This window comes from Bradyrhizobium guangzhouense (assembly GCF_004114955.1).
GTDB classification, from domain to species: domain Bacteria; phylum Pseudomonadota; class Alphaproteobacteria; order Rhizobiales; family Xanthobacteraceae; genus Bradyrhizobium; species Bradyrhizobium guangzhouense.
The window spans coordinates 3124810-3145789 of the sequence record NZ_CP030053.1 but is presented as its reverse complement, the minus strand read 5'-3'; the positions used below and the strand labels follow the sequence as shown (position 1 = coordinate 3145789).

21 protein-coding genes and 1 tRNA gene are annotated in these 20980 nt (G+C 63.6%); 9 read left to right on the top strand and 13 right to left on the bottom strand.

The window, feature by feature from the left end; genetic code table 11:
• Position 1: 1 nt before the first annotated feature.
• Positions 2 to 376, bottom strand: a complete 375-nt coding sequence (locus XH91_RS15205) for a hypothetical protein (RefSeq protein ID WP_128951324.1) — start codon at positions 374 to 376, stop codon at positions 2 to 4.
• Between the two features lie 225 nt (positions 377 to 601).
• Between XH91_RS15205 and XH91_RS38830 the strand changes: the two genes are divergently transcribed.
• Positions 602 to 859, top strand: a complete 258-nt coding sequence (locus XH91_RS38830; RefSeq protein ID WP_164934253.1) for a hypothetical protein — start codon at positions 602 to 604, stop codon at positions 857 to 859.
• Positions 860 to 903: 44 nt separating this feature from the next.
• On the opposite strand, the gene XH91_RS15195 is transcribed toward XH91_RS38830, so the two are convergent.
• Together XH91_RS15195 and XH91_RS15190 are read right to left on the bottom strand one after the other, a co-directional pair.
• Positions 904 to 988 (bottom strand) — tRNA-Leu (locus XH91_RS15195).
• A gap of 178 nt (positions 989 to 1166) precedes the next feature.
• Positions 1167 to 1409, bottom strand: a complete 243-nt coding sequence (locus XH91_RS15190; protein ID WP_011088012.1) for a FliM/FliN family flagellar motor switch protein — start codon at positions 1407 to 1409, stop codon at positions 1167 to 1169.
• Between the two features lie 82 nt (positions 1410 to 1491).
• Here XH91_RS15190 and lipB point away from each other — a divergent pair, with 82 nt between their 5' ends.
• Both lipB and XH91_RS15180 read left to right on the top strand, forming a co-directional pair.
• Positions 1492 to 2229, top strand: coding sequence for a lipoyl(octanoyl) transferase LipB (gene lipB, locus XH91_RS15185; RefSeq protein ID WP_128951323.1), 738 nt, complete (start codon positions 1492 to 1494; stop codon positions 2227 to 2229).
• Positions 2230 to 2428: 199 nt separating this feature from the next.
• Entirely contained in the window at positions 2429 to 3142 is a 714-nt protein-coding gene (locus XH91_RS15180; RefSeq protein WP_164938294.1) for a DNA helicase, read from the top strand.
• A gap of 42 nt (positions 3143 to 3184) precedes the next feature.
• Here the strand turns inward: XH91_RS15180 and XH91_RS15175 are convergent, their stop codons facing one another.
• Positions 3185 to 3607 (bottom strand): tautomerase family protein, encoded by a 423-nt coding sequence (locus XH91_RS15175; RefSeq protein ID WP_128951322.1) that lies wholly within the window; start codon positions 3605 to 3607, stop codon positions 3185 to 3187.
• A gap of 112 nt (positions 3608 to 3719) precedes the next feature.
• Here XH91_RS15175 and XH91_RS15170 point away from each other — a divergent pair, with 112 nt between their 5' ends.
• Together XH91_RS15170 and XH91_RS15165 are read left to right on the top strand one after the other, a co-directional pair.
• Positions 3720 to 4571 (top strand): LysR family transcriptional regulator, encoded by an 852-nt coding sequence (locus XH91_RS15170; protein ID WP_128951321.1) that lies wholly within the window; start codon positions 3720 to 3722, stop codon positions 4569 to 4571.
• A 215-nt stretch (positions 4572 to 4786) separates the two neighbouring features.
• Positions 4787 to 6307, top strand: coding sequence for a PAS domain-containing sensor histidine kinase (locus tag XH91_RS15165; RefSeq protein WP_128951320.1), 1521 nt, complete (start codon positions 4787 to 4789; stop codon positions 6305 to 6307).
• Positions 6308 to 6335: 28 nt separating this feature from the next.
• On the opposite strand, the gene XH91_RS15160 is transcribed toward XH91_RS15165, so the two are convergent.
• The 4 genes from XH91_RS15160 to XH91_RS15145 all read right to left on the bottom strand — a co-directional run bounded on the left by XH91_RS15160 (position 6336) and on the right by XH91_RS15145 (position 9958).
• A complete protein-coding gene (locus XH91_RS15160) occupies positions 6336 to 7001 on the bottom strand; it encodes a c-type cytochrome (RefSeq protein WP_245477336.1) in 666 nt (221 codons plus the stop codon).
• On the bottom strand, positions 6998 to 7600 hold the full coding sequence (locus tag XH91_RS15155) for a c-type cytochrome (protein ID WP_128951319.1): 603 nt from the start codon (positions 7598 to 7600) through the stop codon (positions 6998 to 7000). Before XH91_RS15155 ends, XH91_RS15160 begins: the two co-directional genes overlap by 4 nt.
• A gap of 77 nt (positions 7601 to 7677) precedes the next feature.
• On the bottom strand, positions 7678 to 8448 hold the full coding sequence (locus XH91_RS15150) for an outer membrane protein (RefSeq protein WP_128951318.1): 771 nt from the start codon (positions 8446 to 8448) through the stop codon (positions 7678 to 7680).
• 25 nt (positions 8449 to 8473) lie between these two features.
• On the bottom strand, positions 8474 to 9958 hold the full coding sequence (locus tag XH91_RS15145; protein WP_245477335.1) for a cytochrome C: 1485 nt from the start codon (positions 9956 to 9958) through the stop codon (positions 8474 to 8476).
• A 309-nt stretch (positions 9959 to 10267) separates the two neighbouring features.
• Between XH91_RS15145 and XH91_RS15140 the strand changes: the two genes are divergently transcribed.
• The gene (locus XH91_RS15140; protein WP_245470918.1) at positions 10268 to 10891 is read left to right on the top strand and encodes a c-type cytochrome; all 624 of its coding nucleotides are present in this window, start codon (positions 10268 to 10270) and stop codon (positions 10889 to 10891) included.
• A gap of 40 nt (positions 10892 to 10931) precedes the next feature.
• Here the strand turns inward: XH91_RS15140 and XH91_RS15135 are convergent, their stop codons facing one another.
• From XH91_RS15135 to XH91_RS15115, 5 genes are all read right to left on the bottom strand, one after another.
• Positions 10932 to 11606, bottom strand: coding sequence for a Crp/Fnr family transcriptional regulator (locus XH91_RS15135; RefSeq protein WP_128951316.1), 675 nt, complete (start codon positions 11604 to 11606; stop codon positions 10932 to 10934).
• A gap of 125 nt (positions 11607 to 11731) precedes the next feature.
• A complete protein-coding gene (locus XH91_RS15130) occupies positions 11732 to 12031 on the bottom strand; it encodes an acylphosphatase (protein WP_128951315.1) in 300 nt (99 codons plus the stop codon).
• Positions 12028 to 12894, bottom strand: coding sequence for an isocitrate lyase/PEP mutase family protein (locus XH91_RS15125; protein ID WP_128951314.1), 867 nt, complete (start codon positions 12892 to 12894; stop codon positions 12028 to 12030). The genes XH91_RS15130 and XH91_RS15125 overlap by 4 nt, the downstream gene beginning before the upstream one ends.
• 157 nt (positions 12895 to 13051) lie before the next feature.
• Positions 13052 to 15067 (bottom strand): acetyl-CoA carboxylase biotin carboxylase subunit, encoded by a 2016-nt coding sequence (locus XH91_RS15120; RefSeq protein ID WP_128951313.1) that lies wholly within the window; start codon positions 15065 to 15067, stop codon positions 13052 to 13054.
• A gap of 174 nt (positions 15068 to 15241) precedes the next feature.
• Complete coding sequence (locus tag XH91_RS15115; RefSeq protein WP_128951312.1) at positions 15242 to 16324, bottom strand: zinc-binding metallopeptidase family protein; 1083 nt, start codon at positions 16322 to 16324, stop codon at positions 15242 to 15244.
• 215 nt (positions 16325 to 16539) lie between these two features.
• On the opposite strand from XH91_RS15115, the gene XH91_RS15110 reads away from it, so the two are divergent.
• From XH91_RS15110 to XH91_RS15100, 3 genes are all read left to right on the top strand, one after another.
• The gene (locus tag XH91_RS15110; protein ID WP_128951311.1) at positions 16540 to 19017 is read left to right on the top strand and encodes a hybrid sensor histidine kinase/response regulator; all 2478 of its coding nucleotides are present in this window, start codon (positions 16540 to 16542) and stop codon (positions 19015 to 19017) included.
• A gap of 157 nt (positions 19018 to 19174) precedes the next feature.
• Positions 19175 to 19615 carry an EamA family transporter gene (locus tag XH91_RS15105; RefSeq protein WP_128951310.1) on the top strand — a complete coding sequence of 147 codons (441 nt, stop codon included), beginning with the start codon at positions 19175 to 19177 and terminating at the stop codon, positions 19613 to 19615.
• A gap of 67 nt (positions 19616 to 19682) precedes the next feature.
• Positions 19683 to 20960 carry an MFS transporter gene (locus XH91_RS15100; RefSeq protein ID WP_128954856.1) on the top strand — a complete coding sequence of 426 codons (1278 nt, stop codon included), beginning with the start codon at positions 19683 to 19685 and terminating at the stop codon, positions 20958 to 20960.
• Positions 20961 to 20980 lie beyond the last annotated feature (20 nt).

Here is a 20980-nt window from a genome sequence, read left to right as displayed (position 1 = left end):
GTTACTGCCGCATGATGTTGGCGACGCAGAGCAGCACGATCAGGGCCAGGAAAAACAGGTCCATGTAGGACTTGAGCTCACCGTCCCGGCGCAGCCGCGCAACATCCATCACGATCTGCTTGCGCGCGCCGGTGCCGCCCGAGCCGTCATTGATCGGCGCCTGAAGGCGCTTGGTCTCGGCCTCCAGCCTCTCGATCTTCTGGAAGAAATAGAATGCCCGCAGCGTCGAGGCTGCGCGCATGCCGCTATAGACCAGCACCAGGATCGCAAGGATTGCGCGGTGCTGGTACTTCTCCATGAAGTTGAGGCTGAAATAGACCAGCGCCATGAACGCAAAGTTGGTCAGGAAGCGGTAGACGAAGCTTAGAAAGACCATGCTGGCTCCAGCCGAGAGAGGTCGCGCGAGGCCCGTCTACGCCAATATTGTTTCAACAAAGATACCATCGCCCGCGCGCCGCCGCCTTTTAGCCACGCGCCGCCATAATGCAAGCGAGCACGCGCCGCCCGTCCTGTTCCGCGTCACGCCACCCAATGCTGCTCGATGGAGATTCGCAGGAAGCTACGGTAGACTGCTGCCGCCGCTGACGCGCGAGGTCTGCCGATGCCGAAGAAGGGAATCACGGGCCACGACGAGTGGGTTCTGACCGAGGCGCTCGCAACCGCCCTGGTCGCGCTGGAGCAGCTCGAGGCGAAGCACCAGCCGAGTGCGCATATGGACGACATCCGCAAGATGCTGTCGAACGGCAAGGAGCCGGCCGCGGTGAGCCTGCATCTGGCCCAGGCCAAATGCCGCCTCTTCCCCGACCTCGACCCGCTCGAGATCTACCGGGAATACGGGATCGGCGAGGAATATGGCTGAGGGGCCCGCACGGGCCGCTGACTTTCACGAATGAGATTTGAAGGTGGTGCGCTCGGAGGGACTCGAACCCCCACGGTGTTACCCACTGCCACCTCAAGGCAGCGCGTCTACCAGTTCCGCCACGAGCGCTAGGAGATACCGGCCTGAGGTCGTGAGGCTGGCCGGATCAGCGGCCGCCGATCTAACAAATCCATCAGGGGGATACAAGCCTGCAAAGGCCCTGAATTCCACAGGCTTGGCAGGAAAGTCTGATCCCCGCCCGGATCGGCCCTATCAGCCCCCGGGCAGCTACCGCGTGCCCGGGGCGCTACCGCGTCCCAGGCGTCCGCGGCAGCATTTGCTTGACCTCGACCGCGATCCTGTTGCGATCGACCAGCACGACGCCGGAGGCCACCGGCAGGTTGTTGGCCAAAACCTTGACCTCGTCGGCCTCGGTTGCGTCCAGCTCGATGATGGCGCCGCGGGAAAGACGTAATACTTGATGGATCGGCATGGTGGTCGTCCCGAGGACGACCATGAGATCCACGGTGACTTTATCGAGTGTGGGCACTGTCAGGACCGCCGCAACTGGAGACACACACCAAAGGACTTGGCATTTGCGCCTGCAATCATCACCACGTTATGGTTAGCCAATGGTTAATTCGCCTCAAAACCCCCGCCAAGAGCTCGATTTGACGCCGTTTTCCGCCGCCGGCGCGACGCCCGTCGAATGGCGAATCTCGCAGGCCGCGGTGGCCTACCCGGAGGCCGTGGCCGCCATGGAGGCGCGGGTCGCTGCGATCGCGGCGGGCGAAGCGCCGGAGCTGGTCTGGCTGCTCGAGCACCCCCCGCTCTACACCTCCGGGACCTCAGGCAAGGAGACCGACCTGCTCGATCCCCGCTTCCCGACCTTCGCGACCGGGCGTGGCGGACAGCTGACCTATCACGGCCCCGGCCAGCGGGTGGCCTACATCATGCTCGACCTCAAGCGCCGCCGCCCTGATGTCAGGGCCTATGTGGCGAGCCTGGAGGAATTGATCCTAAGAACGCTCGCCGCCTTCAACGTCCGCGGCGAGCGGCGCGAGGACCGGGTCGGCGTCTGGGTGAAGCGCCCGGACAAAGGGGCGGAGCACGAGGACAAGATCGCGGCGATCGGCGTGCGGCTGAAGCGCTGGGTCTCGTTCCACGGCATCGCCATCAACGTCGAGCCGGAGCTGGAGCACTTTGCAGGCATCGTCCCCTGCGGCGTCGCCGATCCCCGCTATGGCGTCACCTCGCTGGTCGATCTCGGTCAGCTCGTGACCATGGAAGATGTCGACATCGCGCTCCGACAGGCTTTTGAGGAGCTGTTCGGGCCGACCCGCGCGCTGCTGCCGGAAGCCGCCGCCTGACGCTTTCCTGTTGGCGGGCCGCCGCGCGCGTTCTCCAGCAGCGTGGAATCGGTTACGCTTGCCTCAGGTGCCGCCCACGCCTCCCCCCTCCGCCGGGAAAGTACAGATCATGCCGGGCGACTAAGCCATCGGACCGACTGTTCGAGCGCCACGCATAAGGAGGGATTGCGCTTTCTGCTCGCATCAGGAGGTTCTGACGATGAAGCTGTCTACACCGATCTATCATCTCAAGCGCAAGGCAAAGCGCCTGTCTCGCCAGGAACGCATTCCGCTGCACGACGCGCTCGACCGCGTCGCGACGACGGAAGGGTTTTCCGCCTGGAGCCTGCTCGCGGCGAAAGCTGCGGCCCTGACGCCGGCCAATCGCCTGTTTCCGCAATTCCAACCGGGCGACCTGGTGCTGGTCGGGGCACGTCCCGGTCAGGGCAAGACGCTGATGAGCCTCCAACTCGCCGTGGAGGCCATGAAGTGCGGCCATCGCGCCGCGTTCTTCTCGCTCGAATATACCGAGAAGGATGTGGTGGACCGCTTGAGCGCGATCGGTGTGGAGCCTGAGCAATTCGACAAGCTGTTCGAGATCGATTGCTCTGACGCCATCAGCGCCGATTACATCGTCAAGCAGATGGCCGCAGCGCCGCGCGGCACGGTCGTCGTGATCGACTATCTGCAATTGCTCGACCAGCGGCGGGAAAATCCTGATCTCACCGTTCAGGTGCGCGCGCTGAAATCGTTCGCGCGCGACAAGGGGCTGATCGTCATCTTCATCTCGCAGATCGACCGGTCCTACGATCCCTCGCTCAAGCCCTGCCCTGACATCAGCGATGTCAGGATGCCGAACCCGCTCGACCTGAAGCTGTTCGACAAGACCTGCTTCATCAACAATGCCGAAGTCGAGTTCCGGGCAGCAAGCTGACGAACGAGCCGCGGGCGAGAAACTCACCCGCGGCTCGCTTCCTCACGCCGCCTTCAGCGGCACGTCGAGCTTGCCGGCGATGTAGCGCCGCTCCTGGGTCAGGCCACCGAAGCCGTAGGCATCGCCCTTGACCTCGTCGACATGCAGATACGTCTCGGGATGCAGCGGCCCCAAAATCTCGGCCATGCGCTTGAACATCGCGGCGAGATAGGCGGCTTTCTCGTCCTTGGTGTTGGTGCCCTCGGTGACGTGGATGTCGATCCAGTAGCTCGCGAGCCTCTCGTCGGCGAGCGACTCGCCGCCGGCGAACCAGTCGCCTGCGTCGACCGACTTCACGATGATGGCGGTCACCTTGGGGTCCTTGTGCAGGATCTTGGCCGTAAGCTCGGACACGGCGCTCGCGATGTCGGCCTTCAGCGACGGCGACTGGCGGGAAGACGTGTAGGACACGGTGATCAGGGGCATGGTCGTTCTCCTCAAGATGCCAGCGCTGTTTGCGCGGCGTTGAGGTGAAGCTAGACCTTGCCGCATCATTTTGGTATCTTATCTCAGATGATACCAGTGATAACTAATTATAATGACAGCCATGCTCGACATCGCCACCATCAAGGCCTTTCTGCTGGTCGCCGACCTCCAGAGTTTTACCCGCGCCGCGGAAGCGCTCGGCACGACGCAGGCTGCGGTCAGCCTCAAGCTGCAACGGCTCGAGACATTGCTGGGCAAACGTCTTGTCGAGCGCTCGCCGCGCGCGGTCCGGCTCACTGCCGAGGGCGCCAGCTTCCTCGATCGCGCCCGCGCGCTGATGGCGGCCCATGACCATGCGCTGTCGGGCGAGGCTCCAGCCGCGCAATCACTCTCGCTCGGCATCTCCGATCATGCCGCCGGCCCCGAGCTGGTGCCGCTGCTCGAGCGGCTGCATGCGATGTCGTCAAACATGACGCTTGCCGTCACTATCGGCTTCTCCCGCGAGATGCAGGATGCCTATGACGCGGGCGAGCTCGATGCGGTGATCGTGCGCCAGGAAGGCAGCCGCCGCGGCGGCGAGAAGCTGACCGAAGACGAATTCGGCTGGTTTGCCGCGCGGCGCTTCACTCTGCCAAAGGGCGAGCCATTGCCCCTCGCAACGCTCGCTCCGCCCTGCGGCGTCCGGGCGATCGCCGTGCGCGCACTCGACAGAGCGGGCACCGCCTGGCGCGAGCGTTTCGTCGGCGGCGGCGTGACGGCGGTCGTCGCAGCCGCGCTGGCCGGGCTTGCGATTGCGCCGCTGGCGCGGCGAATTGCTCCTCCGGGCCTCATCGATATCGGGCCCGCCCACAAGCTGCCAAAGCTCGGCAGCTCGAAGGTGATGCTGCAATCGAAGGTCAGCGATCCCGCCAAGCTGGCGGCGGTGCGCGCGGTGGCGGCGACGTTTCGCAGCGCCGCAGCTTGACGCCGCGAGCGCCTACAAGATCGCCTCGAACGCGTGATTAGCACGGTCTTGCGGCCGGGCAGGTTTCGACGAGACCGACCGGGGGGAACGGGGTGTCAAGGGCGATCGGAGCCTTGTCTCCTGCATACCATCCGCAATATTTGCCTAAAAACGTCCCAGACAGCGGGAACCAAATGCTCCTCAGGGCGTTTGCCCCCGTCGAGGCGGGGTCCATAATGGTCAGAAAGTCCAGTCAACAGAGAGACTTGTTCGAAAGCGAACGGAGTTTCAGGCTGTTGGTTGAGGGAGTCGCGGACTACGCGCTCTACATGCTCGATCCCAATGGGATCATCACGAGCTGGAACATCGGCGGTGAGCGGATCAAAGGCTATTCGCCCCACGAGATTCTCGGCCAGCATTTCTCGCGCTTCTATACCGAGACCGACCGGGCCAATGGCAAGCCTGCCCGAGCGCTCGGCATCGCGCGCGACCAGGGCCGCTACGAGGAGGAAGGCTGGCGGGTTCGCAAGGATGGCACCTTCTTCTGGGCGAGCGTGGTGATCGATCCGATCTACGAGGACGGCAACCTCGTCGGCTTCGCCAAGATCACGCGCGACATCACCGAACGTCGCAACACGCAGCTGAAGCTCGAGGCGATGCAGACTCAGCTCGCGGAGTCGCACAAGTTCGATGCGCTCGGCCAGCTCACTGGCGGCGTTGCACACGACTTCAACAATCTCTTGATGATCATCAGCGGCAGTCTTCACATCCTCAAGAAGGGTGACCCCGACGATTCCAGGTTCCAGCGCGCCATCTCCGCGATCGAGACCGCCGCCAAGCGCGGCGCCGCGTTGACGGGACAACTCCTGACCTTCGCACGTCGGCAGAGCGTCAATCCGCAGGCGATCCGTTTGGCCGACCGCATCGAGGCGATCCGCGAAGTGCTTCACGCCGGCGTCGGCAGCGCGGTTCGTCTCGCTTTCGACATCGAGCGCGAGGTCTGGCCCGTCAAGGCCGACATCTCCGAGTTCGAGACCGGACTGCTCAATCTCGTCATCAACGCGCGCGATGCCATGCCCGATGGCGGCACGGTGACGATCGGCGCGCACAACATCGTGCTCGACGATCCGCTGCATAGCGGCGAATACGTCGCCATCACCGTCGCCGATACCGGGCTCGGCATCCCCTCCGACGTGGTCGACAAGATTTTCGAGCCGTTCTTCACCACCAAACCGGTCGGAAAGGGCACCGGCCTCGGCCTGTCGCAGGTGCACGGCTTCGCGCACCAGGCCGGCGGCACGATCAAGGTCGCAAGCGAGCTCGGCAAGGGCACGATTTTCACCATCCTGCTGCCGCGGGAAACCGCGACCACATCGAACGAGACGCCAGAGGCGGCGCCGGTGCGCGGCAGCGGCACGGTGCTGCTCGTCGAGGACAATCCCGATGTCGCACTCGTCAGCACCGGTCTCCTGGAGCAACTCGGCTACAGCGTGCGCCGGGTTGCAGATGCCGAATCCGCGCTGCGCGAGCTCGAGAGCGACGGTGTCGACTTCGTCTTCTCCGACATCGTCATGCCCGGCAAGATGGACGGGCTCGGCCTTGCCCACCTCCTGCGCCAGACCCGCCCCGACCTGCCGATCCTGCTCGCCAGCGGCTACAGCGAAGCCGCCGCCGGCGTCCGCGGCGACTTCCCGATCCTGCGCAAGCCGTATGAGATCCACGAACTGAGCGAGGCGATTTCGAAGCTGCCGCGGTGAAAGACCCGCAAGGGCGATTGCCCGCGCGCTATCTGACGAAACTCAGGTAGGAAGCCAGCGACTCGACTTCACTCGGGCCCAACGAGCGGGCGACGACCGGCATGGGTGTTCCCATTCCCGAGTGATAACCTTGACCCCACTGTTCCAGTCGGCTCTTCAGGTAGCCATAGGACAGTCCCGCGAGGCGAGGAATCTCCCGTGCGCCCTCCGCGTTCGGACCATGGCAGGCATAGCAGGACGCGACGTTCGCCTCCGGAATGCCTTCGAGGTAAATCGTTCTGCCCCGTGCCGCGAGGTTTGTGTCCCCGTCATTGGCCGGCCGTGGCGGAAGGGACGCGAAATAGCCTGCAAGGTCGCGCGCATCCTTGGGAGCAAGCGCCGCGACGGCGCCCCACATGTACTGCTTCGAAAACGGGTTGTCGCGCGTGTGCTCGCGGAAGCTTCTGATCTGGCTCTCGATATATTGCGAACGCTGACCAGCCAGCCGCGGCGCAACGGTGTATCCTTGTCCGCCGGTGCCGTGACACCAATTGCAATTGCGAACCCGGACGTCGCCTCCGTCCCATGCCAGCGCCGGTCCAATCGCGCCCACGATGGCCAGAATAACAATTTTCCAGCCGACGCCGCTCATGAGCCGCCGCTGTCGCGCCTCAGGCTTGCGGATGCCGCTGGTTTGAACCGGGGTTATCGTCATTGCAGATAACCGACATAAGCTGCGACCGCTTCGACCTGGGATCGCGAGAGGTTGTGCGCCGTCGGCGCCATAATGGCGGAGGTATCGACCGCCGAACCCTGCCCTCGCACCTTCGCCCAACCCGTGAGCTGGCCGACCGTATAGTCATACAGCTGACCCGCAAGACGTGGGATTTCGTTCTGGCCTTTGCCATCCGTGCCGTGACAGGCCGAACACGCCGGCACATTGGCCTCCGGAATCCCCTCCTCGTAAATTCGCTTGCCGAGAGCCAGAGAGCCGCGCGGCGCCGCTCCGAACGGCTTCGGATCGAGGCTCCTGAAATGGGCTGCGAGGGCAGCCACCATGGATGGACTCAGTACGTGGGCGACGTTGGCCATGATCGGATTGGTGCGCCTGCGCTCGATGAACGCCCGCAATTGGTTCTCCAGATATTGCGGTTGCTGCCCGGCCAGCCGCGGCATCGGAAAATATCCGCGATATCCCTGGCCCGACAGCCCATGGCATGTCTTGCAATATACGAGCTTGGCCTCGAGGCTTCCGCCGGCAGCGACGCCCTTTTCCTCGGCATGACACGCGACGGAGAAGGCCACCGCGAGCATCGATGCCTGCAGGGCCCTGCAGAGGCCGGCCGAGCGCCGCGGCAAGATGCGCCTTCGTACCGGGGAGGAACGGGTCATTACCAACCAGCTCCCCACATGTGGAAGTTCAGCCCGACCTTCACGACCTGGACAGTCTGGCTGACGCTCACCAAGCCTTGAGTCCCCGTGAGCGGATCAAGCATATTCACGTTGCCGCGGCCGAACCCGTAATAGTCATATTCGAAGTTTGCCGACCAGTGACGCGCAAAGGCCCAGTCCACGCCGGCGCCGACTGTCCAGCCGATCCGGTTGTCGAGGCCGCGGAAGTCAAATGGCACGCCACCGATCGAGCCACTGACCTCGTATTTGTCGCCAGCCATCGCGACGCCGCCCTTTCCGTAAAGCAGGACGTTGTCGAAGGCGTAAGCGACGCGCGCAGTCACGCTGGTCAGAAAATCGGTATTCGCCTGCACCAAAGCCGTGTCGGGAATGCTGACCGGAAGCCCAACGGTCTTGTTGGCCTTCATGGTTGAGCCTGACGCACTGCCCTCGACCCCGATCACGAATGCTGACGAAGCGAACTGATAGTCGCAGCCGATCTGCCCGCCCACAACGGCACCGTTCGGCCCTGGGTTGACGGTCGTGACCCCGACCGTTCCGCCTGGGCCCGCGTTATCCTGTACGAGTTGCACGGGGTCGGTAATGTTCTTGGTGGCGAAGGCGCCGCCGAGATGCATGCCTCCATAGCAACCGGTCCAGTTGAATCGCTCCGCGAACGGTGCAGGCGGGACAGCAAGATCGGCGGCATGCGCCGATCCAATCGCGCCCAGTGCGAACGCTGCGACGTATACGGCAATCGACTTTCTCATGCGACGATCTCCTGAGCAGCCCGGCCTACATGGCGAACCAGGCGTGGAGGAACAGGGTGTTGTTGTCGTGGGCGGCGACCGAGGTGCCGTTGAACTTGTTGTAGTAGGTGTATTGGAGGCCGATGCGGGCGTTGAACCACGGCCAGCCGATCATCTTGCTCGCCCCAAACGGGATGTAGGCAATCTCGGCCTGCCACCCGTCACTGTTGGGGGTCATGGCCAATCCGCTGAGCGGATCGGTCCCGTAAAGGTTCGCGTCCGAGGTGCCCGAGATTTTGAAATATTGACCGGTGAGGACGACGCGGTTGTCGGCCCCCATCGCCACCGAGGCCTGCAGCTTCATGCTGTTGACCAGATTGGTCGGATTGGCAGCGGCCAAGCTCGCAAAGCTCGAATCGAGCCGCTGATATTCTCGAATGTAGCTGCCGCGCAACGTCACCCAGAAATTGTCGCCCTGATACTGGTATTGCGTATCGAAACCGATGTCGGTGAACCTGTCCGCCAAAGGATCAACAGCGGTTGTCCAAGTGCCGAAAGCCGTGTTGAGCCATGGATGGAGCTCGGAATACATACCGAACGTTCCGATCATCCATGTATTCCGGCCCCAATGCGGCTCAAATGCCACGCGCCAATACGGCGCGATTCCGCCAAGCTGCCCGACGCCAAACGGATCCGTGCCGAGCGCATTCTGCTGGCTGAACGAGAGCATCTTGTAACCGGTCACTTCGAGATACAGCAGGTCGTTGATCATCGCGTAAGCGCCGACGCCGCCGACATGTGCGGCGAGCGCGCCCTCGACAACGGTTTTGGTGGCAGGCGTCGCAGCGAGGGTCGATGCCGCGTAGGGGAATCCCCACGCCGGTGTCGTATTCCACAAGTCCTGCACGGTCGGATTGTTGTTGGCGGTGATGCCATAGACGAGATCGAGAGGTCCGACCATTGCGGTGCCCGCGAAGCGAACGTCGGTGTTGTCCCACGTCCAGGTGTGTCCGAAGGGATCGCCGAATCCTCCGGCGGGCACCGCGTTGTAGGTGACTTGTGCGAACGCACCGATGTTGTTCGTGATCGCGCCGCCCCAGAACATGCTGAACGGCGACAGAACGGTGTTGTTGTTCGGGGCATAGGGATCGGTCGGCGCAGGCAGGTCCGCCTGCGTGTGGGTGAAACCGACGACTGCCATCATCGAGATCGGCGGGATCCAATCCTTGCTGTCGGCATCGGCTTGCGATTGCGGAGCCACCGCCTTCGCATAGCCGCGCAGATTGTCGTATTCGGCGCGCACGTTCATCGCGTCATTGGACGAGAATGGCGTGGTGCGGAATTGACCGCCGCCAGCGGTGTATCCGAGCAGCTTGAAGCGGCGCCCGTACGGCGTGAGCGATGGGAAGTCGGTATGACACGTGCCGCAGGGCTGCCCGGTCTGCCGTGCGAAACTCGGCAGGGCCTGCGTGGGGCTAGCAAAGGCGATCACCAGGCAGAAGGCAGCACAAGCGGTCGCCGCAACTGCCAACAGATTTGGAAATCCGCTGCACTTGAAAGAGCGAACGCCGTTGACTCGCATCGCGTCATCCATCCGCTTGCAGCATGCCGTCAGTACGGTCATGAAGATCGAGGCAGGGCGAGCTAAAACCGAGCAGCGCAAAGCGACTGTTCAAAACAGAACAGCAAATATGATTTCAATGATGTGCGGCGTTTGAGCAACATGGATTGGGCGTAGATATCAAAGCAGAGTTATTAGCGACGATTGTCGCGAACAATTTGCAAGTTGCACAACTGCAATCATCGGGGAACGATTATGAAGCTCCATGAACCGAGGTCGATGCTGCTGGCAACGATCCTGATTGCCAGCCTGTCAGCGCCGAGTCTGGCCGAGGAAAAGGATGCCGTCGTCCCTGCTCAGGAGCTCAAGGCCAAGACTGATTACTGCAAGACATGTCACGGTTTATCGGGACAAGGTTTCCGAGGATCCTTTCCGATGCCGCGATTGGCGGGACAACAACCGGAGTATGTCAAGAATCAATTGCAGGCCTTCATCGAGCGCAGGCGGACCAACCCCGTAATGTTCAACGTGTCGCATGTTCTGACCCCGGCAATGCTCACGGCTCTGTCGGGCTATTTCAAGGATCTCAACCCGAAGCCGCTAGGGGGAGCGCCGCGAGACTCGCTCGCTGTCGGAAAGAAGATCTATGAAGAGGGCGTTCCCGCTGCCGAGGTCCCTCCATGCGCATCCTGCCATGGACCGGACGCCAAGGGCGCCGATGCGTTTCCGCGCCTGGCCGGCCAACTGCACGATTACATGATCAGGAAGCTGACGAACTGGGACAAGGAACGTGGCCAAGACAAGGCCAATCCCGACAACTCGGCCATCATGCAGCCGATCGCTCACAATCTGACAGAGGCGCAGATCAAAGCCGTCGCGGCCTATCTCAGCACATTGGAATAGGTCGGCCCTTTGCTACTAAGATCGATTGATCCGACAGCCGCTACGATCCCAGCACGGACATCAGCAGTGCGGCGTAGACTTGGATGCTTCGGCCGTGGCTATCGTAGCTAATGTACCCCTGCTCACGAAATTTGTTCATGAAGGTACTGATTCGGGATCTGGTTGTGCCGACCATTTCCGCTAGCGCCTCCTGACTGAGATTGACCTCGTTCGGTTTTCCGCCGTTCTGTGCCGGATCGGCAAGGACCAGCAAAAGTCGCGCAAGCCGCTTTTCGCTCAAGTTCAACAACTGGTCGCCCAAGTCCTCCTCAAGCCGCGTATTCCGCGACAGCAGATGCGCCAAGAAGAATTTTGAGAACTCTGGCTCGGAACCGAGCGTCTGGAGCATCACTTCATTTGTCACCGTGGTGATCAGGCAGTCTTCCAGCGCGACGACAGTTGCCGTCCGCACGTTCGCGTTGCTCAAGCTGGTTTCGCCGAAGAACTGTCCCGGCCCGATGATCCCGACGATCGCTTCCTTGCCACGGTTGGAAATCGTCGTGAGCTTGACCCGCCCCTTGCGGATGTAGCCGACGGTATCCGCAGGCTCACCCTGAGCGCAAATCTGCCACCCCGCCTGAAATCGCTCCAGCGTCACACCGGCGGCGGGCTTCGTGAGGAATGCCCTGGGATCGAACGGCGCCTTCGCTGTGCTATCGAGCGGTGCATCAGACATGGCATGCACTACCAATCCTGAAAATCTCGAACAGCCATCGATAGACCGTTCTCAAACGCGCGCATTGCGGCAGATCAAGCCGATCTGCCTGCAATTCCGAGGCATTTTTGATTTCAGGGCGCGCCCTACACCGTCGGCAACACCGAGAACGCCTCCCCTGCCCGCCGCAGGTTCAGCTCATCGACGCTGGCGGTCTCGCTCGTGACATTGTCCACGCGCGACGACGGCGGCCCATGCCGGCACAGCGCGACCATGTCGGCGACATGCTTCGGCGCCCCCGCGAACAGTGCTTCGACGCTGCCATCGCGGCGGTTGCGAACCCAGCCTTCGAGGCCGCTTGCCGTGGCCTGATACTCGACCCAGGCCCGGTAGCCGACGCCCTGAACGCGTCCACGGATCATCACCTGGAGGATCGCCCGGCTCATTTTTTCAATCCGAGAAGATCGGCGCTACGCGCTTTGACCTCGGCCTCGCGCATGACGCGGTTGGACAGCTCTGCCGGCGGCAATCCCTTCAGCGCCTTCGGTGGCGTCCCCTCGCGCAATGCCTTCTGGACGTCGTAGATCGCCTGTGTCGCCGCGGCGATCGGTGCATGCCCCTGAAGCGCGATGCGCACGCGTTGGCCCGTGAGATAGTCGATCGCGCTCAGTTCGTCAGGCGCGCCACCAAGCACGATGGGAAGACGCGTCGCGGCCGCGACGGCTTCGAGCTCTGCGCGCGACTTGATGCCGGTGAAGAACAGCCCATCGACGCCGACAGCCTCATAGGCCCTGGCGCGGCGGATTGCATCATCGATCGAGGTGATTGAGGCAGCGCCCGTGCGCCCCATGATGACGAGCGAGGAATCACCGCGTGCATCGAGCGCAGCCTTCATCTTGCCAGCGCCCTCCTCCAGCGAGATCAACTGCGCCTTGGCTTCGCCAAAGGCCGCCGGCAACAGCGTGTCCTCGATGGTGAGGCCGGCGGCGCCCGCCGTCTCCAGCTCCTCCACCGTGCGGCGCACGTTGAGCGCATTGCCGTAGCCGTGATCGGCATCGACCAGCACCGGCAGGCTGGCGGCGCGCGACATCCGGCGCATCTGCTCGGCAAGCTCGGTGAGCGTGATCAGCGTGACATCGGGATCGCCGAGCACGGCGAGCGAGGCGACCGAGCCGCCGAACATGCCGAGCGGAAAGCCGAGATCCTCGGCGATGCGGATCGAGATCGCGTCATAGACCGAGCCGGGATGGACGCAAGCAGATCCCGACAGGATGGAGCGCAGCTTTTCGCGGCGGGAACGAAAGGCCATGGTGCCCTCTCAAACTATTGCGACGCAGCCGCAACATACTCCGTCATTGCGAGCGCAGCGAAGCAATCCAGAGTCTTTCCGCGGCGGCAGTCTGGATTGCTTCGCTGCGCTCGCAATGACGGTGCTGGTGGGGCCAGCGGAGCCCCACTCACACCTTTTACGCAAACTCCAAAATCAGAGCGTCGACGGCAAGCGTTGCGCCGGCGCTGGCATGGATCTTCTTGACTGTGCCGTCCCGCTCGGCGCGCAGCACGTTCTGCATCTTCATGGCTTCGACCACGGCCAGCGTCTCGCCGGCCTTGACCTCCTGCCCTTCGGTCACCGCGATCGAGACGATGAGGCCGGGCATCGGGCAGAGCAGCTTCTTGCCGGTGTCGGAGGCCGTCGTCACCGGCATCAGCCGGGCGGAGGCGGCTTCGGCTTCGGTCCAGACATAGACCGGCACCTCGACGCCCTGATGCGCGAGGCGAATGCCGTTGGCGATCGGCCGCGCCTGCACCGCGATGAAATGGCCGTCGATGGCGCCCTGCCAGACCGGGTCCCCCGGCTTCCACGGCGAGACCAGAAGATGCGCCTTGCCGGCCTTGCCGTCGGCATCGACGAAGCGGATCGCGATCGCATCGCCCTCGCGGGCAACCTCGAGCGGGATCTCCTGGCGGTCGAGCCAGACGGCGCGGCGGCGTTCGCGCTGCACGACGCGCCCGCCCATCTGGCCGGAGATCTGCCGCTTGCGCTCACCCAGCACGTGATCGATGGCGGCGCCGACCGCGGCGATGCGACGCGCAACCTCGCCCTCGGGCACGCGCACGGAAAAGCCCTTGGGGAATTCTTCCGCGATGAAGCCGGTCGACAGATTGCCCTCGCGCCAGCGCGGATGATGCATCAGCGCGGACAGGAACGGGATGTTGTGCCTGATGCCGTCGACGTAGAACGAGTCCAGCGCGGTCGCCTGCGCCTCGATCGCGGCCGCGCGCGACGGCGCATGGGTGACGAGCTTTGCGATCATCGGATCGTAATGGATCGATATCTCGCCGCCCTCCTGCACGCCGGTGTCGTTGCGCACCGTGATGCCGTCCTTGCTCACTTCCGCCGGCGGGCGATACTTCACCAAGCGCCCGATCGAGGGCAGGAAGTTGCGGAACGGGTCTTCGGCGTAGAGCCGCGACTCCACGGCCCAGCCGGTCAGCGTGACGTCCTTCTGCGCGATGGCGAGCCTCTCGCCGGCGGCGACGCGGATCATCTGCTCGACGAGGTCGACGCCGGTGACGAGCTCGGTGACGGGATGCTCGACCTGGAGGCGCGTGTTCATCTCCAGGAAGTAGAAGCTCTTGTCCTGCCCTGCGACGAACTCGACCGTACCGGCGGAATCATAGTTCACGGCCTTGGCCAGCGCGACCGCCTGCTCGCCCATCTTGCGGCGGGTGGCCTCGTCGAGCAGCGGCGACGGCGCTTCCTCGATGACCTTCTGGTTGCGACGCTGGATCGAGCATTCGCGCTCGCCCAGATAGATGACGTTGCCGTGCTTGTCGCCCAGCACCTGGATCTCGATATGGCGGGGATCGACGATGAACTTTTCGACGAAGACGCGGTCGTCGCCGAACGAGGCTTTTGCCTCGGCCTTGGCCAGATTGAAGCCTTCTGCGACCTCGGCCTTCGAATGCGCGATGCGCATGCCCTTGCCGCCACCGCCGGCAGAGGCCTTGATCATCACGGGGTAACCGATCTCATCGGCGATTCTGACCGCATGCTTGTCGTCCTCGATGACGCCGAGATAGCCCGGCACGGTCGAGACCTTGGCCTTCGCGGCCGCCTTCTTGGATTCGATCTTGTCGCCCATCGCGGCGATCGCGCCGGGGTTCGGGCCGATGAAGACAATGCCGGCCGCTTCCAGCGCTCGCGGAAACGCCTCGCGCTCGGACAGGAAGCCGTAGCCGGGATGCACGGCCTGCGCGCCCGTCTTTTTGCATGCCTCGACGATCTTCTCGATCACCAGATAGCTCTCGGCCGCGGCCGGCGGGCCGATCAACACGGCCTCGTCGGCCATCTCGACATGGAGGGCGTCGCGGTCGGCCTCGGAATAGACGGCGACCGTCTGAATCCCCATCTTGCGGGCGGTCTTGATGACCCTGCAGGCGATTTCGCCGCGGTTGGCGATCAGGATGCGTTTGAACATGATTTTCTTGAGCTTCGTCCCTTGGGCGGGACCCTGCCCCACGCCTTGGCGGGCCGGTGGGACGGGGCCGTATCCTGTCGTGGTACAGCAAAATTGGCCGGAGGCAACGGGCAAAATCCGGCCCGCTCTGGCGTACCAGCGCAAGACCGGTACAGGCCTGAGCCCCTCGACGCCCTATTGGTTTCCGCCCTTGGTCCTGTCCTTGGCCACGTCCCGGACCAGGCTGTGAATGAAGCCGAGCTTGGCGACCACTGCCGGCGACAGGATGAAGGGATAGAGGTCGCGCAGGCCCATGGCGCGGTTGACGCTGTTCATGGCGAAGGTGAAGGGCAGCCATGCATCGACGATCGCCTCGACGCCCTTCGCCTCGTAGGGATTGAAACGGATCCGCGTCGACAACTCCCCGTCGCGATCGACCTTCGGGCGCACCTCCATGCCGAATTCGCCGGCCATCTCCAGCGTATCGACAATGTGGAGGTAATGCGCCCAGGTCTCGGCGAAGTCTTCCCAGGGGTGCATGGTTGCATAGGCCGAGACGTAGTTCTGCTGCCAGTCCGGCGGCGCCCCCTCGGCATAGTGCCGCTGCAGCGACTCGCCATAATCGGAGGAATCGTCGCCGAATACGGCACGGCACTCGTCCAGCCTGCCGCCCTGGCGCACCAGCACGTCCCAGAAATAATGCCCGACTTCGTGGCGGAAATGCCCGAGCAGCGTGCGGTACGGCTCGCCCATCTCCAGCCGGCGTCGCTCGCGCTCGATGGTATCAGTCTCGGTGAGCGCGATCGTGATCAGCCCGTTGTCGTGGCCGGTCATGATCCTTTGCCCGGTGTTGGGATCATCGGCGAGGAAATTGAAAGTCAGACCGTGCTCGGGATTGTCCAGCCGGGTCTGAAGCGGCAACCTCCAGCGGATCAGCGAATAGAACAGCCGGTGCTTTGCCACCTCTAGCTCGCGCCAACCGGCGAGCTGCGCGGGGTCAGAGAGATCTGGCACGATGCCGTTGTGGCGGCAGGCGCGGCAATAGCCGGTGGTATCGCTGGCATCGGTCAGCCAGTTGCAGGCGTCGTAATCGGCATTGCGGCAGAGCATCCGGCGTTCGCCCTTGTCCGCAAGCGTCTTCCAACCCTCCCCGTCGGGCTCGATCGCCGACATCGTCTCCTTTTCCGGCAGGAAGGCGACCCGGTGGCCGCAGCGTTCGCAGGCGCGGTTCTCGAAATAGAGAACGTTGCCGCAAGCCTGGCAAACAAAGAGCTTCAAGATTGAGCCTCTTGGGAAAGGGTGTCTTACTGATATCAAATCTGGCGCCACGCGGATACGCGCGCAGGCGGCTGATCGTTCCTTCTTCAGGAACAAATAGCCAGTCCCCGCGTTCATTGTTGCCCGCCACACGTGGTGCGGAGGGCGTTTCCTTGATCTATTCCCTTTTGAGCAATGGCTATCACGCTTTGTCTGTGTGAATATCTGACCGGCACGTGCGCTCCCGCATCACATCGGCCGACGCCTTGAACGATCCTTTGCCCGAGACCATTGCGGCCGAAAGGCTGCGTCAGCACCTCGAAGAGATCGCGCGCGAGCGCGACAATGCCTATCATGCGCTCCAGGAGCGCGAGGCCGAGCTGGCGCGCATCCAGCGCATCGGCAAGGTCGGCGGCCTCGAGGTCGACTTCCGCGAAGGCTTCAAGAACCGCCGCTCGCCGGAATATCTGATAATCCACGGGCTGCCGCCCGAGGCTGCCGACGAGACGCACGAGGATTGGGTCAGCCGCATCCACCCCGACGACCGCGACGCCACCGTCAAGCATTTCTTCGATGCGCTGGCCGGCACCAGCGAGGACTACGCGGCCGAATATCGCATCATCCGTCCCAATGACGGCCAGACCCGTTGGATCCGTGTCGTCGCCAAGATCGAGCGCGACCGCCATGGCCGCGCCATCCGCCTCGTCGGCGCCCATATCGACATCACCGACCAGGCGCTCGCACGCGAGACCCTGCGGGAGAGCGAGGAGCGGTTTCGGCTGATCGCCGACAGCGCACCGGTGCCGATCTGGGTGACGAAGCTCGACCGTACGCGGTCATTCGCCAACCAGGCCTATGTCGATTTCGTCGGCCTGCCCTACGAGCAGGCCATCGCCTTCGACTGGCGCAAGGTGCTGCACCCGGACGACCTGCCACAGGTGTTGCAGCAATCGGTTCAGGGCGAAGCCTCGCTCAAGCCGTTCGTGCTCGAGGCGCGCTACAAGGACGCTTCAGGCGAATGGCGCTGGCTGCGCTCGGAATCGCAGCCGCGCTGGGATCCGACCGGCAAGCATATCGGCTTCATCGGAGTCGCCCACGACATCACCGTTGCCAAGCAGGCGGAGATCGAGCTGCGAAAGCTCAACGAGACGCTGGAAGAGCGCATCGTCGAGCGCACCGCCGAGCTCGAATCCAACGAGGCCCGGCTGCGCGCCATTCTGGAGACCAGCAACCAGTATCAGGGCCTGGTCAATCTGAAGGGCGAGCTGCTCTATGCCAACAAGACGGCGCTCGACGGCATCAAGGCGAGTTCTGCCGATGTCATCGGCAAGCCGTTCTGGGACACGCCCTGGTTCACCGGCACGGAACACATGAGCGCAACCGTGCGCGAGGCCTTCGACGCCGTGCTGAAGGGCGAGGCGGTACGGATGGAGATGCGGCTGCGTCTGCCCATCGGCGAGCGCGATTTCGAGTTCGGCATGCGCCCCGTGCTCGACCGCCACGGCAACATCACCGGTGCGGTGCCTGAGGCCGTCGATATCACCGAGCGCCGCCGCGGCGAGGAAGCGCTGCGGCAGTCGCAGAAGATGGAGGCGATCGGCCAGCTCACCGGCGGCGTCGCGCACGACTTCAACAACCTCCTCACCATCATCCGCTCGGCGACCGACTTCCTGCGCCGGCGCGAATTGCCCGAGGAGCGCCGCCGCCGCTATGTCGACGCCATCTCCGACACCGTCGAGCGCGCCTCGAAATTGACCGCGCAACTGCTGGCCTTCGCGCGTCGACAGCCACTGAAGCCGCAAATCTTCAACGTCGGCAGTCAGGTCGAGGGCGTGGCACAGCTGGTCCGACCGCTGGTCGGGGGCCGCATCGAGATCGCCGTCGAGATCGACGATGCCGACTGCTTCACCGTCGCCGACATCGCGCAGTTCGAGACCGCGCTGATCAACCTTGCCATCAATGCCCGCGACGCCATGGACGGCGAAGGCCGTCTCACCATTTCAGTGCGCAAGGTCCAGGGCATTCCGAACCTGCGCGCGCAGTCGGCGCGCGGCGGCGACTATGTCGCGATCTCGGTTGCCGATACCGGTAGCGGCATCGCGCCCGAAAACATCGACGCGATCTTCGAACCCTTCTTCACCACCAAGGAAGTCGGCAAGGGCACCGGGCTCGGCCTCAGCCAGGCCTTCGGATTTGCAAAGCAGTCCGAGGGCGACATCGCCGTGACGAGCACACCGGGCCAGGGCGCGACCTTCACGATCTATCTACCGCAGGCCCAGAGCCCCAGTGCCGAGAAGGAAGCGGCATCCCTGACCAGCGAGGGCGCCACCACCGGGCGGGGCTACCGCGTGCTCGTGGTCGAGGACAATGACGATGTGGGCCAATTTTCGACCGAGCTGCTGGAAGACCTCGGCTACGTCACCCGCCGCGTCGCCAACGCCAACGCCGCGCTCGCCATCCTCGGCGAGAACGAGTTCGCGGTCGATCTGGTGTTCTCCGACGTCATCATGCCAGGCATGAATGGTGTCGAACTCGCCGGCATCATCCGCGAGCGCTATCCGGGCCTGCCCGTCGTGCTCACCTCCGGCTACAGCAACGTGCTCGCCGAAAGCGCCCATCGCGGCTTTGAATTGATCCAGAAACCGTATTCGGTGGAATCGCTCTCGCGCATCCTGCGCAAGGCGATCACGGAGAAGCTGTCGGTGGCGAGGTGAGTGTCGTGAGCTCAGGAAGCCGCCACCAACGCCGTCATTGCGAGCGCAGCGAAGCAATCCAGAATGTCGCCGCCGCGAGATTCTGGATTGCTTCGTCGCTTCGCTCCTCGCAATGACGGCGCTAGCGCACCGTCTCAAGACAACGGATACCTACCCCATGAAACCTGCCCTCTTCTCCGCCTGGCAAACCTGGGCGCTGCTGTCGGCCTGCTTCGCAGCGCTCACCGCGATCTTCGCCAAGGTGGGCGTCGAGAACATCAACCCTGACCTCGCGACCTTCATCCGCACCATCGTCATCCTTCTCGCCTTCTCGGTGCTGTTGTTCTTCACCGGGCAATTCATCGTGCCGTCAGCGGTCTCGTCCAAAACCTGGCTGTTCCTTGTGCTGTCGGGGCTTGCGACCGGCGCGTCATGGCTGTGCTATTTCCGTGCCCTGAAGCTCGGGCCAGCGACGCTGGTGGCGCCGATCGACAAGCTCAGTGTCGTGCTGGTGGCGCTGTTCGCTTTCGCCTTTCTCGGCGAGCGGCCGACCACGCAGGGCTGGATCGGGATCACCATGATCGGTGCCGGCGCGGTTCTCCTAGCCGTGAAGTTCTAAGGCGGGAACAAAGGTCATGAGAGATCGGTTTCTGCCGGGGCGCTTCCCTGCCTCGATCGAGACACCGATGTCGAACGAAAATCCCGATCAGGCAAGGCAGGCCGGCCACGCGCTGGACGCTGCCAACTTCTTCCTCGCCGACGTCCGCGACGGCCTCGGTCCCTATCTCGCCGTCTATCTCCTCACCGAGCAGCATTGGAACGAGGCGCGGATCGGCCTCGTGATGTCGATCGCGACCGTCGCCGGCATCGTGGCGCAGACGCCGGCCGGCGCGCTGGTCGATGCCATCAGGGCGAAACGGGCAGTCATGGCAGCCGCCGCCGTTCTCGTGACCCTGGCCTCGCTGTCGCTGCCCCTGTTTCCCACATTCCTGCCGGTCGCGATCTCGCAAGGCATGGCGCAGGCTGCCGCCGTGATCTTTCCTCCCGCGATCGCGGCCGTCTCGCTCGGCATCTTTGGCCGTGCCGCTTTCACCCGCCGAATTGGCCGCAACGAGACTTTCAATCATGCCGGCAACGCCGTCGCGGCCGGGCTGGCCGGCGTCTCCGCTTACTGGTTCGGGCCATCAGTCGTGTTTTATCTTCTTGGTGCCATGGCGGTTGCGAGCCTCGTCAGCATTCTTGCAATCCCCGAACGCGCCATCGACCATGACCTCGCCCGCGGGCTGGACGACACCAATGCATCGCGCGAACAGCCGTCAGGTCTTACGGTGCTCTTGACCTGCCGCCCCCTGCTGGTCTTTGCCATCTGCGTTTTGCTCTTCCACCTCTCGAACGCGGCGATGCTGCCGCTGGTCGGACAGAAGCTCGCGCTCCAGGACAAGAACATGGGCACCAGCCTGATGTCGGCCTGCATCGTCGCCGCCCAGTTGGTGATGGTGCCATTCGCGATGCTGGTCGGGGCGAAGGCCGACCGCTGGGGCCATAAGCGCTTCTTCCTTGCCGCGCTTCTGATCCTGCCCATTCGCGGCGCGCTCTACACGCTGTCGGACAATCCGTTCTGGCTGGTCGGCGTGCAGCTGCTCGACGGTGTCGCCGCCGGCATTTTCGGCGCGATCTTCCCCGTCATCGTCGCCGATCTCATGCGCAACACCGGCCGATTCAATGTCGCGCAGGGCGCCGTGATCACGGCCCAAAGCATTGGCGCGGCGCTGTCGACGACCCTTGCCGGCTTCGTCGTGGTCGGAGCCGGCTACAGCGCAGCGTTCATGACCCTCGGAGCCGTCGCTGCGATCGGCGTCGCCATTTGCCTGCTGGCCCTCCCCGAGACGCGACAGATCGCAGATACCGGCCGGCCCCCGCAGGGGAAGACAACGGCGCCGGCTTCCGCTATCGCTGCCGAATGAACTCATGCCACTTTAGGGAT